The 17,052-nt window shown below is 47.3% G+C and carries 11 protein-coding genes and 1 pseudogene; 7 read left to right on the top strand and 5 right to left on the bottom strand.

Annotated features, from left to right (window positions below; translation table 11 throughout):
• Positions 1-11: 11 nt before the first annotated feature.
• Positions 12-1,152, bottom strand: a pseudogene (locus BMW93_RS20580) (IS3 family transposase).
• Positions 1,153-1,802: 650 nt separating this feature from the next.
• Between BMW93_RS20580 and BMW93_RS20575 the strand changes: the two are divergent.
• Positions 1,803-2,999, top strand: coding sequence for a hypothetical protein (locus BMW93_RS20575; protein ID WP_143061687.1), 1,197 nt, complete (start codon positions 1,803-1,805; stop codon positions 2,997-2,999).
• Positions 3,000-4,273: 1,274 nt separating this feature from the next.
• Here the strand turns inward: BMW93_RS20575 and BMW93_RS20565 are convergent.
• Positions 4,274-4,942, bottom strand: coding sequence for a hypothetical protein (locus BMW93_RS20565; protein ID WP_090380647.1), 669 nt, complete (start codon positions 4,940-4,942; stop codon positions 4,274-4,276).
• Positions 4,943-5,164: 222 nt separating this feature from the next.
• Between BMW93_RS20565 and BMW93_RS20560 the strand changes: the two genes are divergently transcribed.
• On the top strand, positions 5,165-6,307 hold the full coding sequence (locus BMW93_RS20560) for a hypothetical protein (protein ID WP_090380644.1): 1,143 nt from the start codon (positions 5,165-5,167) through the stop codon (positions 6,305-6,307).
• Positions 6,308-6,441: 134 nt separating this feature from the next.
• Here BMW93_RS20560 and BMW93_RS20555 read toward each other — a convergent pair whose 3' ends face one another.
• The gene (locus BMW93_RS20555; RefSeq protein WP_143061686.1) at positions 6,442-7,455 is read right to left on the bottom strand and encodes an acyltransferase; all 1,014 of its coding nucleotides are present in this window, start codon (positions 7,453-7,455) and stop codon (positions 6,442-6,444) included.
• 117 nt (positions 7,456-7,572) lie between these two features.
• Between BMW93_RS20555 and BMW93_RS20550 the strand changes: the two genes are divergently transcribed.
• The 5 genes from BMW93_RS20550 to BMW93_RS20530 all read left to right on the top strand — a co-directional run bounded on the left by BMW93_RS20550 (position 7,573) and on the right by BMW93_RS20530 (position 14,932).
• Entirely contained in the window at positions 7,573-8,391 is an 819-nt protein-coding gene (locus BMW93_RS20550; protein ID WP_090380639.1) for an AraC family transcriptional regulator, read from the top strand.
• 41 nt (positions 8,392-8,432) lie between these two features.
• On the top strand, positions 8,433-9,974 hold the full coding sequence (locus BMW93_RS20545; protein WP_090380636.1) for an FAD-dependent monooxygenase: 1,542 nt from the start codon (positions 8,433-8,435) through the stop codon (positions 9,972-9,974).
• Positions 9,975-10,078: 104 nt separating this feature from the next.
• Positions 10,079-10,891, top strand: a complete 813-nt coding sequence (locus tag BMW93_RS20540) for a helix-turn-helix domain-containing protein (protein WP_090380633.1) — start codon at positions 10,079-10,081, stop codon at positions 10,889-10,891.
• Positions 10,892-10,984: 93 nt separating this feature from the next.
• Entirely contained in the window at positions 10,985-11,755 is a 771-nt protein-coding gene (locus BMW93_RS20535; protein ID WP_143061685.1) for an isocitrate lyase/phosphoenolpyruvate mutase family protein, read from the top strand.
• Positions 11,756-11,989: 234 nt separating this feature from the next.
• The gene (locus tag BMW93_RS20530) at positions 11,990-14,932 is read left to right on the top strand and encodes a DEAD/DEAH box helicase (RefSeq protein WP_090380627.1); all 2,943 of its coding nucleotides are present in this window, start codon (positions 11,990-11,992) and stop codon (positions 14,930-14,932) included.
• Between the two features lie 119 nt (positions 14,933-15,051).
• On the opposite strand, the gene BMW93_RS20525 is transcribed toward BMW93_RS20530, so the two are convergent.
• Together BMW93_RS20525 and BMW93_RS20520 are read right to left on the bottom strand one after the other, a co-directional pair.
• Complete coding sequence (locus BMW93_RS20525) at positions 15,052-16,359, bottom strand: adenylosuccinate synthase (protein WP_090380624.1); 1,308 nt, start codon at positions 16,357-16,359, stop codon at positions 15,052-15,054.
• A 78-nt stretch (positions 16,360-16,437) separates the two neighbouring features.
• Positions 16,438-16,938: a Fur family transcriptional regulator gene (locus BMW93_RS20520; protein ID WP_090380620.1), complete on the bottom strand. Its 501-nt coding sequence runs from the start codon at positions 16,936-16,938 to the stop codon at positions 16,438-16,440.
• Between the last annotated feature and the right edge of the window lie 114 nt (positions 16,939-17,052).

The raw sequence follows: 17,052 nt of genomic DNA, 5'->3' as shown, positions 1-17,052 counted from the left end.
CTCCCAGGTATTCAGACGGTTGAAAGTAAAGTTTCCGGTGTTCCTTGATGTAAATTAACAAATTCTTTCGGAGTTAAATCGTTCAGTGCACTGTAAGGTCTGAAGTGATTGTATTCCAATCGAAAGTCTTCAATTTTTTCCTGGGCGTCGCCCAGCGATAAGAATCAATTGACGGAAAGGCATTCATCTCGGAATTTTCCATTAAATGATTCAACGTATGGATTATCAGTAGGTTTTCCGGGCCTGGAAAAGTCGAGCGTCACACCATTTGAATATGCCCATAAATCCATTTCCTTCGAGATAAATTCACTACCATTGTCACATTGAATTCGTTCTGGACGACAGCCTTCAGCCAAGCAAATCCTGGTCAGTTCAGCCGCAACATCAACTCCTTTCAAGGATTTGCCAGGCAGCAGCCCATGGCAAATTTTGCTGCAATTATCGACTACAGTTAATACCCTAAACCGTTCGCCGTTGAAGAGCGCATCTTGCACGAAATCCACACCGCGCGGCGTCCGCTCCACACCTTATTTATTCCTTGGGTGTCCAATCGTTCCAATCGGTGCTCAGCGCTCCGGCTCCTTCTTAGTCTCTTTGTTCGCAAATTCAGCTCACAGGCCTTATAAACACGATAAACTCGCTTGTGATTGTCACTGAATCCTTCTCTTTCAACAGCACAAAAATTCGCTGGAATCCATATCGAACCCTGGTATTGGCGATTTCCTTCATCCGCATTGCCAGCAACGCGTCGTCCCGCCGGTGGTGTTTATAATAATACATCGCCCGAACCAACTTCGCGCACCGGCACGCTCGTTGAATTGAGACGCGATAATTCGAAATAAGCCAATTGCCATTTCCTTTTTGTACGGCAGTTTCACAACTTTTTTTAATGACATCTTGTAGCATCTGCTTGTATAAGCCCAGCCGCGGCGGCCCGCTCCGCTACCATCTTCTTCAATTGGGCGTTTTCTTCCTCCAACTGGCGCAATTTTCGGAGCTCAGTAACCCCCAGCCCACCAAACTTCTTTTTCCAGGCAAAAATATTGCCTGAGAGACGCCCATTTGACGACAGATGTCTTCGACCCGCGTTCCGGCCTCAGATTGCCTAAGGGCATACGCAATCTGCACCTCGGTGAATTTAGACTTTTTCATAGTGACAAATTACAATTTTGACCTGTTTTTGCTACCGAAAATCTCTAATTATCAGCTGTCTCGTTTGACGGAGGGAGGTCATTCTTAGTGGCCTTAGGATTGACCATCATGGGCAAAACATTCCCGAATTCCAGTCGATATGATCGCCTATCCGATATTGTTGGGCCAAGCGGTCACGGTAGCTAACACATACCCTGCAAGGGAGCAGCGTCCGGATCGTGGACTGAACGAAGTCATTTAAATTATTATCCCAATCAAGCATAGCCGCTTCCGCAGAAGAACCGCACTCAAAAAAATCGGTTGTCGGGTCAGGCCCAAGTAATATGTACAAAGGCTCCTCATCAGGCGTGAGTTGGAAAGACGGATGCGCTTGTCCATTAAGCCTCAAAATCGAATATAGCCCGCACTCAGTGCACCCCTCCGTCACTCCCAAAAATTGCGCAAGTAGTGCGATTTTCTTAATGTTTAGTAACTTCGCCCGATGTACTGAGTTTAGCAAGCGAGCTTACCAAAAAAAACTACGAGTGGCAACTGAGTTTTTCGTTTCTTCGATTCTAGATAACTGGCTTAGATATGGCACTATCTATGCCATCATAGTCTGCGTATATTTACTGATTTACAGGAAGGTGTACTGGGGAATATTCGACCCTATGTTCCTCACAACTTTAAATCTTGCAGCAAGCGCATTTTGTGTATACTTTCTCTATGCTGACGACAAGCTAAAGCCAGTCTATGGAATGTCATTCGTTGGCACTGAAATTTCACTTTTCGTCGGGTTACTAACTGGATCCTTTATTCCCGCGTTTCGCATAGGAAAACAACGGAATAACCTTCTGAAAAATGGAAAGGGGATAACCGAATTTGACTTATTTGTCTTCATTGTTTGCGTAGCATATGTGATTGTTGAAGCTATAAATTTAAAGACCGTTGGAATTGTTTTGCTAGATACCGAAAACAATCACGTGTCTGCATACGGCGGTCATGGAATAATTCGAGCATTCCTAGTTTCGTTTCGAACATTGGTCATACTGACTATATATTATAAGACCTTGGTTTTAAAACAACGTTTAAACGCATTAGAGATTATCATCTGCTTAGTGTTGCTATTTGATTTGGCCACAACAGGCTCAAAATCAGGGATATTTACATTTTTTGCACTCTATTTTCTGACTATCTATCCACTAATGCTCCATGGTCAGATAAAGAAAATTAATATCCCATGGCCGTTACTGTTAGTACTAGCAGCATTTCCGATAGGAGTCGTTATGGTTTCAGTTGGAGCCAATGCATCAAGTGCTTTACAACAGGTGGGGCTGCGATTGATGGCAAGTGGCGATATATTCCTTCTTGGGTACTATGATGATGTATTCGCTAGCATACAAGAATCTTCATTTTTCAAGTACGCATTTTATCCAGGTTGGGGAACAATCTTGAAAAATCTTGGTTTCGAAATCGTTCCTCCCGAACCTGTTGGAGTTGATGTTTTCGCATTTTACTCAGGCAGCCGCACATCAGGAGCCAACGGTAGATATAATTACCTTGCCTACCATTTCTTCGGTTTATGGGGCGGTTTTGTCTATGCTCTTATCATAGGCTTATTGGTGGGATATTTGAGGCATCTGTATACAAAATTAGATGCTTCAAAAGTCGGATATTTTGGCTTCTTATTTATGGTAACGTTAATTAGCTGTTCTTCCCGTTTAATCGATGACATTCTGCTATTTGGCAATACAAGTTTTTGGGCGATATTTTTTTTAATTTTTTGTACGATCGTTGCCAAGATCCTTAACTTAGTGCTTAGGGCTCTACTAATCGAGCCACCCATTATTAGCCAGCAACAAAGCTAATCGCCGCCATCAAAAGAAATATCTCTTCTACCAGTACCGACCGTTTCACTCGTAGTTGTTACAAATGAATTGAGAAAATATGTAGCAAATCATCGAGCAACTTTTACATCCTTCTCGTTGGCGCCAAATCTGCCACATACTATATTACTGCAAGTATAGCTTCAGCGCTCAGGCCGGGATACAAGTAAGCGACATAAGAATACGTCACACCGTCTCCAAGCATCCTGAAGATAAGCTAAACCGTCAGCTTGGTGGCCTTAATGACGGCTCACCCAGCATGACTTTGTGACTGGACGTTATAGAATCTTTTTACTTAAGGCTACATAGCCAGCTTATTGACCCAATAGGAAAAGAAATTAAATCACATAAAACCAATTTTTCTAGGATTGGAACTAGGTTAAATATCAATATAATTGAAGATACTCATTAGATTATAGGCAAATCTGAGTGTCAATCACCTAGCATACTTCACCTTGACGAAAAATTAGAGCAAATTGAATTACCTTACATCGCGGACTGTTTGTAATTGTCAGGAAATGTCTCTTTTTCGGACGATCAGCTTGAAGCCATTCTTGCTGAAATGATTGATCCAGAAATAAACGGTTAATTCACTTTTGAACGAGCTGCAGAGACGATAAGAATGTCTCCCTAGATCACGGTTTTAGCCTAGTAACCCGTGTAATATTTGTATTTAAATTATAACCTCAGACAACCTCATTTTTAAACGAAGGTTCTCACATCTGACTCTTTGGTCGCACACAAAACCGCTCCAATGTCTGTAGCTATATTCCTGGTGTTCCGAAGAGGCGCCACGAAGATGCCCATAAAAAGCCACAATATAATAACTTCGGAGAGCTGCTACACTTCCTGTGTCATGACCTCGCCTACGAGAAGTTTAATCGGGACGACCACACAATAATAAATTTATCAAACAAATAATAATTTCATGTTTAGATAATTATATCTGATAAATTCTGTAAATCGATCAGAATTTGGTTCGACATTTGTTCGGTTGCGGGTACTGAATTCAAGCAGTTATGAACTCAGGTTTGTGACTGCTTTTTTTGATACCACGGCTCAAATCAAAAAGTGGACCAGTCCGAAAAAAAAGTTGTGGAGCGTGGATCTCCTGCCAATCATTCAGTTCCTATTACCAGAATTCATCCTCGAAAATTTTGAGTTAGGCCCTATCGACCAGTAGCGCGGTGTATTTCACGTGCATATCGATGATAGGAATGCGGCGGACATCAGAGACCACCAGCGTGAGGAGGTTTTCACAACGCCCCGGCAACGCGAGTTAGATCCTCGATCATCAAATTGCTGCGGCGTTCGATCCCAGGCAGAATGAGATGGTAATTGGAATCATAAAATACTGAATCCGGCAACTTGTAGCGTTCCGGAGCAGCGATCAGTGGAAGGTTTTTCTCTTGGATCGCCTGCTGAATCTTATCGATCATCGGCTTCTGGTTTGTGAAAGATGTCGATTGGTAAGCCGGTGGCATAAGGATCATAGTTGCTTTCTTACCTTCGACGTATTGCTGAAAATCCACGAGTAGCTGCATCGCCTCCGGGTTCACCTGGTTGTCTGCCTGCACTTCTTTTGCAGCCTTAAATTTAGCCGGGGGCTTTGTCCAATGGAGATACGCATCACCGTAGCTGTTGAATGCCTTCCGGTCGTACACGCCTACCTCTGCGGTGGCAGCGGGCAGCTTGGATAGTTTAAGCTTCGAAGCCGCGTAGAAAGGCATAAACGGTATGAGATGCCACCATTGTTTAATATCGATCTGCTGAATGCCGTCGGGATACACGTCGAAAAGGATTGAAACGAGTTCTGTATACCCGTAAAGCAAATCGGTGTAGAATTGGTTGTATTCGGGGATAACCAAAACAATATCACCTTCACGGACGTAGGGTACAGTATTTTCCGTTTCTGGCGACGACAAATTTTGGTTTTGATAAGGTCGTGGAAACACACCGCGACAAGCGTGTGTACAAGTTCCTGGGCCTTAAAAAGAAGAACAGGCCCAAGGACGCAAATGAAATGGCTGCCTGGCTGCGGGAACGCCTTATCACTAACCAACTCCGCGATTCGACGATGCGGATCGTTACCTATACCGAAACAATTGCAACTGATACAAGAAAACTTATAAGCAAAAAAATTACAGATGAAAGACTTATCCACTTACGTTGAGCGGCTCAATGCCGCTTTTTGGACTCGGGTAGTCACATCTACCCGGCAGAATACCGAATCCATCAGTGTTTTCCGGATTATTTATGGATTGTTCCTCCTTACTGTTTGGGGACCGAATTATGCATGGGTGAGTGATATGCCGCAATTCTACTTCGATCCACCGATCCTTAGTGTTGCCAACTTGTTCGATGATTTTCCGGATCAAATGCTGCTGCTGGTAGTCGACTTTATACTGGTCGCATGCGCGCTCGCAATTACATTAGGTATACGCGCGAGGATAGCGGGATTTGCGTTTCTGATCTTCGGCATATTTGCGACAAATTTCCAGTTTTCATTCAGTAAAATAGATCACAATATACTTGTATACGCCACAGTAGCATGCTTTTCATTTTCTGAGTGGGGGACAAAACTTGCATTGGTTCCCGATAAACCCAGGGCAAACAATTGGAATGAACAAGCACTTTCCATACTGTCGATTTTCGTTTGTTTCGGCTTTTTTGCAGCCGGACTGGAAAAGGGCTTTTGGTGGACTAACTTCAATATGGACAAAAGCGGTACCGCCCGATGGCTTTATGACTGCTTTTACGGCGTCAGACGGCAGCACCTGCTGGCATCGGCAGCGATCAACTCCTTGCCATTCTGGAGTTACAAAATACTCGACTTTATTACCGTCGCATTTGAATTAAGCCCGATTTTCTTCCTGATCAAGTCACGCTTGTCGTGGAGGGGCTGGTTATTGGCCACCTGTTCTTTTCACCTGATCAATACGATGGTACTCAACATCAGTTTTAGCTGCAATGCTATCGTATACCTTGCATTCATCGACTATTCACGCGTCTATGCATACGTATCCGACTCGATCAGGCGTCGGTCGCTGCTGTTCTACGGCGTCGGTGGTTTAATTGTAATTGCACTGATAGCCAGGACAAAGCAAATACTATCCATGGTCCCGGCAGAGGTAATTTTTATCCCCAAGGATAATATCTTAGGCTTTCTGTATTTCAGCATCGCCCTCTGGATAACCGTGATCACTGTTTTCATCCTCGATTTCCGCTTCGAACTTCTACGCTCATTACGCGGGCACAGGCATGTTAGCAACGATGTAGCTTATCAGTGAGCCACGACAACGAGTGCTGATCATCGTCACCTGCGCTTAGCGTCCGGTTGCCAGTTATAAATTTTGAAGCAGCTATGAACCCGGGTTCGTAGCTGCTTTTTGTTGCTACATAATCCCCCCTTAAACTTGCACCACTAGTGCTCTTCTACTGTCCTGGTTGCGGCACTTGCCTTCGTATCGTACTTCACTCGTGCAGACATCAGTTTAAATGGCTTCTCAACGTATTTATAATAAAAATACGCCACAAAAACCGACCCCAGCAATGCTACAAAAACCATCATCTGCCGCACGGATTGCACGTCTGAAAATCGCTGCGCAAGATTGATTATTCTAAGGCCAATAGGGAAATGAAGGAGATAAAGTGAGTAAGAAATATTCCCGAAAAAGGCACCTATCCATGTAGGGCGCAATGGAAGCACGGCGGCAATCACTGTGCCTATCGTAACCAAAAGTTCTTTATAACTGTAATTATAAGCTAGAACACCCAGTACCATTACTGCTGAAACAATTACTTCTACCCTATTACTCTTATCTGCGAGATAACGATACAGTAGAATGCCGGTCGTAAAGAATATCGCAAAATTAAAAACGAAGTTTCGATCGAACAGCGAGGCCGACGCATTAAAAGCAATAAGACTGATACCCCAAACCAGCCAGTTTTTGTGATTTATGAATGGGAAAAACACCGCTATGAGCAGGTAATACTGAAATTCGATCGCCAGGGTCCAAAAAACCTGGTTAAGCCAGTCTTTGCCCATTATGCCGTTCAGATAGCCGATATGATAGAACAACTGCTCATAATCAATGTTGAAAGGCTTTCCTACATACACGGGAGAGAGCGTCGTAGCATAGTTGAGCGCCAGCGCCAGTAGCACGCAAAGCAGGTATGGCGGCTCGATCCGAATGAATCTTTTCTTTAAAAAAACGAATACTTTGCTAAGTGTATACTGCCCTTTCGCCATCGAATAGGGTATCACGAGACCGGATATAATAAAGAAAATCTCCACCCCGAAATGTCCCCCGCTAAAAGCCCATTTAACAGGATCATCTGTTGGTAGAAAACCGAATTTATCACTGAAATGGAATAGACACACCGAAACCGCGGCAAATCCCCTCAGGTAATCCAGTGAGTAAAAGTGTTTATTCATTTCTTTGTCTCCCGCAGAGCGTAGGTAATCCCCACTTCCAAATCTAGGCAAAAAAGGATGTAAATACTTTTTGTAACGGTCGATTCCTATCTTACGGTTACTTCATTAACTTGCAAAATGCACCAGGAATTTGAGCCATCGGAAGCGCTTCGGGATATTATTAAATGCTTTTGGTATGATAACCGTGGTTTAGCAGATCAGGAATTCATTTTCCAGGTCGAGCCGGATGGGTATGCGGAGATTATTTTTTACTTCGGAAATCTTTCCAATATCTCCGAAGATGGCAGCTTACGGCCATTACCTTCGCCGTTTCTGATGGGTTTGCTCAACCGGCCTGCTATTTTCCAGGTCCGTGGCTGCCTGGAAATCATCGGCGTCAGGTGTTTTCCGTGGACGGTATTCGACCTGCTCGGGCTTCCGCCGCCCGGAAAAAACGGCATACATATTTTCGCACATCCCATCGCCGCCATTCAATCCACGCTAGGCAGTTTCATGGCCGCAGGCCGGATCGACGACGCGCTTGCGCAGTTGGAACAATATTTCCTGCATACCCGTCCGCAGGCTGCTATCGACAACACATTATCCAAAGCCGGTGCGGCCATGCGTCAGGCGAATGGTACTATTCCTGTAAGCCACGTGGCGGCCGCGGCGCATTCGACGGTCCGTACGTTGGAGCGAAAATTCAAACGATCTTCCGGATTTACCGTAAAAGACGTCTCGGGCCTGATGCGCTTCGAGCAGGTACGAAACCACCTATGGCACGAACCGAAGTCCAATCTCGCCGGTCTGGCACACGAGCTGGGCTACACAGATCAGGCGCATTTGAGCAGGGAATTCAAACGGTACAGCGGCACCACGCCTGCCGCTTTCGCCCGGAATGCTCAAAACCGAAAGCTGCCGGTGAGCGATGATTTTGTCGCGTTTGTACAAGCCTGAGGTACGGGCATTGCGGAATTTTGTAGCTCAATCATCTGAATATGAAAGCTACAAACAATCACCCCATACACGACGTTATCATCTCCGGTGCGGGGCCGGTAGGCCTGTTTCTCGCCTGTGAACTGGCTTTGGCCAAATGCCGCGTACTGGTCCTGGAAAAGGCCACACATCCTGATTCGCCATTAAAGCGCCTTCCGTTCGGGATACGTGGTCTCTCGGCCCCTACCATCGAAGCGCTCTACCGCCGTGGGCTACTCGAAGAACTGGAAATCCATAAACGACTCAAAAACCCGCACACCGCCTCCGCTCCCACGCAAGGAGCGCAGCGCCAGGTGGGGCATTTCGCTGGCATCCCGCTTCTCGAAGGCAACGTCGACGCTTCCCAATGGGAATACCGTCTCCCAGGCTCACTGCCTGCCAGTCTGATATCCGAAATAGCGGAGCTTGAAACGGTGCTGATACGTCGTGCCGAAGCTTTGGGCGTGGAAATCAGGCGCAGGTGCCCGGTTACCGGCGTTTCTCAAACGAATGAAAGTGTAACGGTTTGGTCGGGCGATCGGTCGTTTGAGGCCAGATGGCTCGTCGGCTGCGACGGAAGCCGCAGCATTGTGCGCAAAATGGGCGGATTTGAGTTCGCCGGAACGGAACCGGAATTCACCGGCTACACAACGCTCGTCGATATTGCCGATCCTGAAAAGCTTCGTCCCGGCCGTAATGTGACTTCCACGGGCATGTACATGCAATCGCAGCCAGGCTATGTGCTCATCCAGGACTTCGATGGCGGCGCTTTCCACAACTCCGAAAAGCCGATTACCCGCGAACACGTTCAGGGAGTTCTCCGCCGCATTTCGGGTACAGATGTGACAATTAATGCGCTACATACCGCCACCACATGGACGGACCGCGCCCGTCAGGTCACCACCTACCGCAATGGCCGGATACTGCTGGCGGGCGATGCCGCCCACATTCATTCTCCATTAGGAGGCCAGGGCCTTAACCTCGGCCTGGGCGATGCCATGAACCTCGGCTGGAAGCTCGCCGCCGTCCTCCTTAATCATGCCCCGGAAAGCCTTCTGGACAGCTATCATACCGAACGCTACCCCATTGGCGCACAAGTGCTGGACTGGTCGCGTGCGCAGGTAGCCATCATGCACCCGGGCCCGCACGCACGTGCATTACGCGAGATCTTCCAGGACTTTATCAACACCCGCGACGGCGCGACCTACGTCGCGGGCAGGGTTTGGGGCATCCATATGCATTACGATCTCGATGGCAATCATCTACTTATCGGCCGCAGCGTTCCCAACTTCGAGTTGGAAGGCGGTACCAAAATCGGCGAAGTGATGCATGACGGCCGGATGATATTGCTTGATTTTAATGCAAATACTTCACTTCAAGCGTTGGCAAATGCATATGGCGACCGAATGAAATACATTTCCGGTAGCGTCAAAGACCCACTCGGTTTGGCTGCTTTATTGATTCGCCCGGATGGAATCGTCGCCTGGACATCCGACATTGCAGACATTAGCGACGAACATTTAAGGCAAGTTCTCGACAATTACTGGAATGTTACAAAGCATTGATTTGTTCCGTTTTATACAATCGAAGGATCTTTGCTCAATTTTATATTTGCCTATCCGCTACCGGCAAAATCGGTTTCCGGCAAACGCAACCAACTACTCAGCACATGGAATTCCAATATTTCCATCCCGCCGGAATACTGGCTCCGTACATCCGGTACTATTACGTCTTCCAATCCAAAGGCAATGCCGCTTACGAGGACACGGTGTTTCCCAGCGGCGATATGGAGGTCATATTTAACCTGGGCAACGGGGTATGGGAGTCTTTTCAGAACAATGGCTTTCAAAAGAACCCGTCGATCGAACTTTGGGGGCAGATTACAAAGCCACTGCAAATCCGGTCGTCGGGCGCGCATCTGATGCTGGGTGTCCGGTTCTTCACGCACGGCACTTCCATTTTGCTCGACGACGAAATAGGGATTTTCAATGACCAGGTTTTCAACCTGGCCGATGTGATGGGAAAGGATACCCGCGATTTGCACGGCAGGTTGCAGGAAGCGGGCTCGATTCATGCGCGGATTGCCTTGCTCGACGATTTTTTCACGGGTAAACTAATGCATGCTTCCGGTCGGCAGGAACGATTGAGCAAAGTTGCCCACATCCTGACGAGCATTACCAAGGACCCGACCGAAAATAATATCGGCCGGGTAGCCGGCACGTTCGGGATCACCACACGGTATTTACACAAACTGGTTTACCAACACACCGGCCTTTCGCCGAAGTCGTTCGATAAAATTCATCGCTTCAAAACGAGCCTCAAACTGATCGGGGAAAATAAATTACCGCTTACCTCCATCGCCTACGATGCGGGATATTTTGATCAGTCGCATTTTATCAGGGATTTCAAATCCTTCACCGGACTCACGCCTTCGGCTTACCTGAACAATCTTTCGGCCGTAAACCAGATGATGCTCAATTAAAAATCTGAGCGTTCCGGTTTGTACAATTTCCGGCTTTTCGCCCGAAATACCTTTGTCCTGTCAATTCATGTTAAACAAAGGAAATTTCAGATTATGAGCACTTTCGAAACATTTTCACAGCTTCATCAACAAACGGAACCATTTGTCCTGGGTAACATCTGGGACGTCAACAGCGCGCACATTTTCGAGTCCGCGGGTTACAAGGCCATCGGTACTTCGAGCCACGCCCTGGCCAATGCATTCGGCTACGACGATGGCGAAAACCTGCCCTTCGACTCGATCCTTCGCATAGCCAGGCGCGTGAGCGAAAGCGTGAAGATTCCGTTCACGGTCGATATCGAAGGCGGTTACAGCGATACGGCATCGGGCATAGCGGAACACATTAAAATGCTTTACGAAGCGGGTGTGGCCGGAATTAACCTGGAAGATACCGTGGCAAAACCCACCCGCCAGCTCCGGCCCGCAGCCGAGTTCAAAAACTTACTTACCGAAATCGTGAATCTGCTTGAAAAGGGAAATATCAAAGTATTTCTTAACATCAGGACCGATCCATTCCTGCTGGGCGCTCCCAATGCGCTCGACGAGACCATCAGCCGCATTAATATGTACGAAAACACAGGTGTACATGGCATTTTCGTCCCGTGCGTGGTGAGAGCCGGGGATATTCAAATCATAACCAGCGAAACGGCCTTACCGGTTAATGTAATGTGCATGCCGGCACTGCCGGATTTTGATGCATTGAAATCGCTGAATGTCAAAAGGATCAGCATGGGGCCATTCCTGTTTAATAAAATGACGGCGCAGACCGGCACCCTGGCAAAGAACGTATTGGAAGCGCAAAGTTTCGCACCACTTTTCGCCTAGCGCCTCCCCTATTCACATTTTATCGAAACTTAAACATCAGCAACACCGTCACTTAGAAAACATTTTAATCGGATAGCGAATTTATTCGATAATATTTTTTAGATAATGGCAAAAGGGGTCTTTCTTTTCGGGTTGATTTAGGTTATATTTGAAGTTTCCCAAATCGAAAGATCCCTGCTGATTAACGGGAGGGCTTCTTCGGCGTCAACACGAATCCTAGCCAACGATATCCTAATGAAAGTTTCTCCCTCAGAGCCGTTTAAAATTGTTTATTCAATTCTTAACCATGAGTATCTGGGGTACATCTTCGAAGCCTTTGTCGTCCAGCTCAACAGCCAGGGCGACTTTTCGTTTCAGGTCCAGAACATTTCTTCCAAAAATATCAAGGAGTTCCGTTCGGGACTGGATACCAAAGATTTTGAGCTCGTCAAACTGATCGACGACATTCAGCAGGATGCGGTGCTTAAAAAGTACAACCCGAAAAAACTGAATGCGGTAGACTTTTTCCTGAAAGTTTACGATCCGCAAAAGGGCGATAAAGTCATCCAGGAGACCATTGCCGGCTACCTCGAAAACTGCAAGTCACGCATTCTGGAAAGATTGGCCGGGAAGGACATTTTCATCATGGGCAACGATGGTAATCCCTTGTGGAAACCCGTGATCTGGGAGTCAGAAAAAGCGACGATCCGTTTCCATTTCATCCGGAACGAGGATAATACCCATTACTTCCCGACGATCCGGCACAAAATGCAGAAGCTGGAATTCCAGTACAAAAACGCATTCCTGATCTGCGAAGATCCGGCCTGGCTGGTACTCGACGGTCACCTTTACCATTTCGAGGGAAATGTGGATGGTAAAAAGATCAAACCATTCCTTGCAAAGAAATTCATTGCCATTCCGGGGCAGGTCGAGGAACAATATTATGGCCGTTTCGTGGCGCCGCTCATTGCTTCTTATGATGTGGTGGCCCGTGGGTTCGAGATCAGAAACGTGTCGTCGTTACCAAAAACCATTCTCACGATTTCCGAATATTCATCCAATCCGAAAAAAGCCGCTGTGCTTTTTCAGGACAGTGAAGATGTGGAAGTGATGGAAGAGGAAGACAACGACGTCGCATTCGACCTTTCCTTTCAATATGCAGGCTTTTCGTTTCATTACGACAGCTTCGCGCATGCGTCGAGCGTGCATATGGAAAAAAAGGGCAATGAGTATTTCTTCAATAAGGTCAAAAGGAATATCGAAATGGAGGGCCAGCATGTGCGGACTTTGAAGGATATGGGCCTGAATATCCGTAACGGTAAGGTCCAGATGCCCAAATCCGAAGCGTTCGGCTGGTTGCAAAGCAATGCGATCGCATTGGCGGAGCACGGCATCACCGTCCGGCAGAATACGGCCGATACCAAACGTTATTTCCTGGGTTATTCTTCGCTCGATATTTCCATTCAGGAAGGCCGCGACTGGTTTGATATCCACGCAAAAGTGCTTTTCGGCGAGTTTGAAATACCCTTTATTCAGTTGCGGAACTACATTCTCAACCGTAAAAAGGAATTTTTACTACCTAACGGCGAAATAGCGGTAATTCCCGAATGGTGGTTTACCAAATACTCCGAGTTCTTTTCCTTTACCGAAAGCAGTCAGGACGATGACCAGCTGCGTCTCCGGATGCACCACCTGGCATTGGTACAGGAGCTGAAAGAGGACAATCTGGCCACGGCGGTGATTAGCCGCAAACTCGAAAACCTGCGAAATTTCCAGCAAATCGAGCCGGCGGAATCTCCGGTTAATTTCCAGGGCCTGCTCCGTCCTTATCAGAAAACCGGTTACGACTGGCTGCGCTTTTTGAAACAATACCGCTTCGGAGGCTGCCTGGCGGATGATATGGGTTTGGGTAAAACAGTCCAGACGCTTGCATTGCTGCAATCCGAGAAAGAAGGTGGCGCCGATCTCCCGTCGATCCTCATCATGCCGACGTCGCTGCTCTACAACTGGCAGCTCGAAGCCAGCAAGTTCACGCCCGACCTGCGCGTGCTCTTGTACACGGGCACGAGCCGCGAGAAAGACACCGCGCAGTTCGATAATTATGATTTGATTCTCACTTCCTATGGCATTGTCAGGCTGGATATCGAGCTTTTGGAGGACTATCGCTTCAATTATGTGATCCTCGATGAATCACAGGCGATCAAAAACCCGGGATCGATCATTACCAAGGCAGTAAGGCGCCTCAACTCGGCGCACAGGCTGGTTTTGACGGGTACACCCATTGAAAACAATACGCTTGATCTCTGGTCGCAAATGTCGTTTGTGAATCCCGGGCTCCTGGGTAGCCAGACGTTTTTCAGGGACGAATTCCAGATTCCGATTGAGAAAAAAGGGGATGAAGAAAAGACGAAACGGCTTTACAATCTCATTAAACCATTCATATTAAGGAGATTAAAATCGCAGGTTGCAACCGATTTACCGGAAAAAGTAGATAGCATTCAATACTGCGATATGTCCGACGAGCAGGAGAAGGCTTACGAAGAAGCCAAAGCCTATTACCGCAACCTGATCCTCCAAAGCATTGATTCGGAAGGCATGTCGAAATCGCAGCTGGTGGTATTGCAAGGCCTCACCAAACTGCGGCAGCTCGCGAACCACCCGGTCATGGTCGACCCGGAATATGCCTATGATTCAGGTAAATTCGAAGACGTGCTGTACAAATTGCAAACCATCATGAGCGAGGATCATAAAATATTGATTTTCAGCCAATACATTAAGCATCTCGATCTGTTCCGGCATTATCTGGACGAAAAGGAAATTCATTACGCTTACCTCGACGGCTCCACGCGCGACCGCCAGGAGCAGGTAGAGTCTTTCCAGAACGACGAAAACATCAAGATTTTCCTCATTTCCCTCAAAGCTGGCGGGTTAGGACTTAACCTCACCGCCGCAGACTACGTTTTCATTCTCGATCCATGGTGGAACCCGGCCATCGAAGCGCAGGCCGTCGACCGCGCCCACCGCATTGGTCAGGACCGGACGGTGTTTACTTATAAGTTTATTACTAAAAACTCGGTGGAAGAGAAGATCCTTGCATTGCAGCGCTCGAAGAAGCAGCTGGCCGATGATTTGATTTCGAGCGAGGAGGGGTTTATCAAGTCGCTCACGCGGGAGGATGTTTTGAATTTGTTGTCTTAATTCCGTTTGTTTGCGGCTATATAATAAACGACTGTCAGCCTGAGCGAAGTCGAAGGCGTCCATGCAAGACGCCTTCGACTTCGCTCAGGCTGACAGTACCATTATCTATACTTTCCTCCTTACGCTACCGCAGCGGCCTGCGCGGCAGCGGCCTCACGGCTGATGAGCGCTTCACGGTCCGGGCCGGTTGAAATAAATGTGATCGGCAAATTCAATTCGGCTTCGAGGAACTTCACATACGCATTCAGTTCCGCAGGGATCGCGTCGAAATCGCGGACGCCGTCCAGGGAAGTTTGCCAGCCTTTAAAGTCTTTGTAAACCGGTTCAACCGATTCGTCGCAAAGATCGTAAGGCAGTTGGTCCGTCAATGTTCCATCCGCGAGGCGGTAATGCGTACAAACTTTGATATTATCGAAAATAGTCAGAACGTCTACTTTCATCATAATCAGCTGGGTTACGCCGTTGATCATGATCGCATATTTCAATGCAGGCAGGTCGAGCCAGCCGGTACGGCGCGGGCGACCGGTGGTTGCACCGAACTCGCGTCCCTCCTGACGGATCTTCTCGCCTACTTCGTCGTTCAATTCAGTAGGGAACGGACCGCTACCCACACGTGTACAGTAAGCTTTGAAAATACCGAACACCTCGCCGATCTGACGTGGCGCAATGCCTAATCCGGTAGAAGCACCGGCAGTCATGGTGGTAGAGCTGGTAACGAATGGGTATGAACCAAAATCGATGTCGAGCAACGAGCCTTGCGCGCCTTCTGCAAGCACGGTTTTACCTTGTGTCAATGCGTCGTTCACGACATATTCGCTGTTCACCAATGTGAATTGCTTCATGAAGTCAATCGCATCGAAGAATTTCTCTTCGGCAGCCGGCAACGTTTCTGAATAATCGAATGAATAGAAATCGAGGATTACCTTGTGGGCATCAACGAGCTTCTTGTATTTAGCTGCAAAATTGGGAGAAAGAACATCTCCTACACGCAAGCCCAGGCGTGCCACCTTGTCCTGGTAAGCAGGTCCGATGCCGCGCAAAGTTGAGCCGATCTTGGAATCACCTTTCGAACGCTCGTAAGCAGCGTCGAGCAAAGCGTGGGTAGGGACGATGATGGAAGCCTTTTTCGATACAAACAGGTTGCTGATCAGGTCCAGGTTATATTTCGCGAGACCTTCGATCTCTCTTTTAAATACAACCGGGTCGAGCACGACGCCGTTGCCGATGATATTCTGGATATCACTGCGGAAAATCCCGGACGGGATCTGGTGCAAAACGTGTTTGATACCGTCAAACTCCAATGTGTGTCCGGCATTAGGGCCACCCTGAAAACGGGCTACAACCTGATAGCGTGGCGCCAGGACATCCACAATTTTTCCTTTTCCCTCGTCTCCCCATTGAAGACCAAGTAGTACGTCAACTTTCATTCAAATATTGGATTACTGAAACTTAATATGGTGTAAGCGGCCCGGCAACGTGTCCATTACCGGGCCTGATCGTGATAATTATCTGTCTTCAAAGACTGCGGTTTCGCGCGGTGTCTCCGAGCGGTTCTGGCAATTTTCCTTGTTGCAGTTTCCGTAGAAAATAAGCGAGTGGTGCATGACGCTGAAATTCAGCATTTCTCCTACCATGTTCTGGATCGACTGGATGCGCGGATCGCAGAACTCCATTACTTTATGACAATCTGTACAGATCAGGTGGTCGTGCTGCTTGTTACCGTACGACTTTTCGAATTGCGCGAGGTTTTTGCCAAACTGGTGCTTGGTAACCAGGTCGCAATCCACCAGAACGTCGAGCGTATTGTAAACCGTGGCACGGCTCACGCGGTAACGCTTGTTCTTCATGCTGATATACAGTTCGTCTACATCGAAATGATCCTCCCTGGTGTAAATTTCTTCGAGGATCGCAAAGCGCTCCGGCGTTTTACGAAGTCCCTTATTTTCCAGGTAAGCCGTTAATATTTTCTTAGCGGCCTCGAAATTTGGTTTGCTGGCTTGTGGCATATCTCTGATAATCTTGCGCGAAAATACGCTTTTTTACTTAAATCATTCTCACATTAGCAAGCATAGTGCTGCTACCTCATTAATTACCAATTCAATAACATATTGGAACGGCAA

This window comes from Dyadobacter sp. SG02, assembly GCF_900109045.1.
Taxonomy (GTDB): domain Bacteria; phylum Bacteroidota; class Bacteroidia; order Cytophagales; family Spirosomataceae; genus Dyadobacter.
The sequence above is the reverse complement of the archived record's forward strand: the minus strand, read 5'-3'. Positions and strand labels throughout refer to the sequence as shown.

Bases quoted from the DNA above. Each gene is read 5' to 3' on its own strand.
- BMW93_RS20520 (WP_090380620.1), bottom strand. From the start codon at position 16,938: ATGCCACAAGCCAGCAAACCAAATTTCGAGGCCGCTAAGAAAATATTA.
- BMW93_RS20535 (WP_143061685.1), top strand. From the start codon at position 10,985: ATGAGCACTTTCGAAACATTTTCACAGCTTCATCAACAAACGGAACCA.
- BMW93_RS20540 (WP_090380633.1), top strand. From the start codon at position 10,079: ATGGAATTCCAATATTTCCATCCCGCCGGAATACTGGCTCCGTACATC.
- BMW93_RS20550 (WP_090380639.1), top strand. From the start codon at position 7,573: ATGCACCAGGAATTTGAGCCATCGGAAGCGCTTCGGGATATTATTAAA.
- BMW93_RS20545 (WP_090380636.1), top strand. From the start codon at position 8,433: ATGAAAGCTACAAACAATCACCCCATACACGACGTTATCATCTCCGGT.
- BMW93_RS20530 (WP_090380627.1), top strand. From the start codon at position 11,990: ATGAAAGTTTCTCCCTCAGAGCCGTTTAAAATTGTTTATTCAATTCTT.
- BMW93_RS20560 (WP_090380644.1), top strand. From the start codon at position 5,165: ATGAAAGACTTATCCACTTACGTTGAGCGGCTCAATGCCGCTTTTTGG.
- BMW93_RS20555 (WP_143061686.1), bottom strand. From the start codon at position 7,455: ATGAATAAACACTTTTACTCACTGGATTACCTGAGGGGATTTGCCGCG.
- BMW93_RS20575 (WP_143061687.1), top strand. From the start codon at position 1,803: ATGTTCCTCACAACTTTAAATCTTGCAGCAAGCGCATTTTGTGTATAC.
- BMW93_RS20525 (WP_090380624.1), bottom strand. From the start codon at position 16,359: ATGAAAGTTGACGTACTACTTGGTCTTCAATGGGGAGACGAGGGAAAA.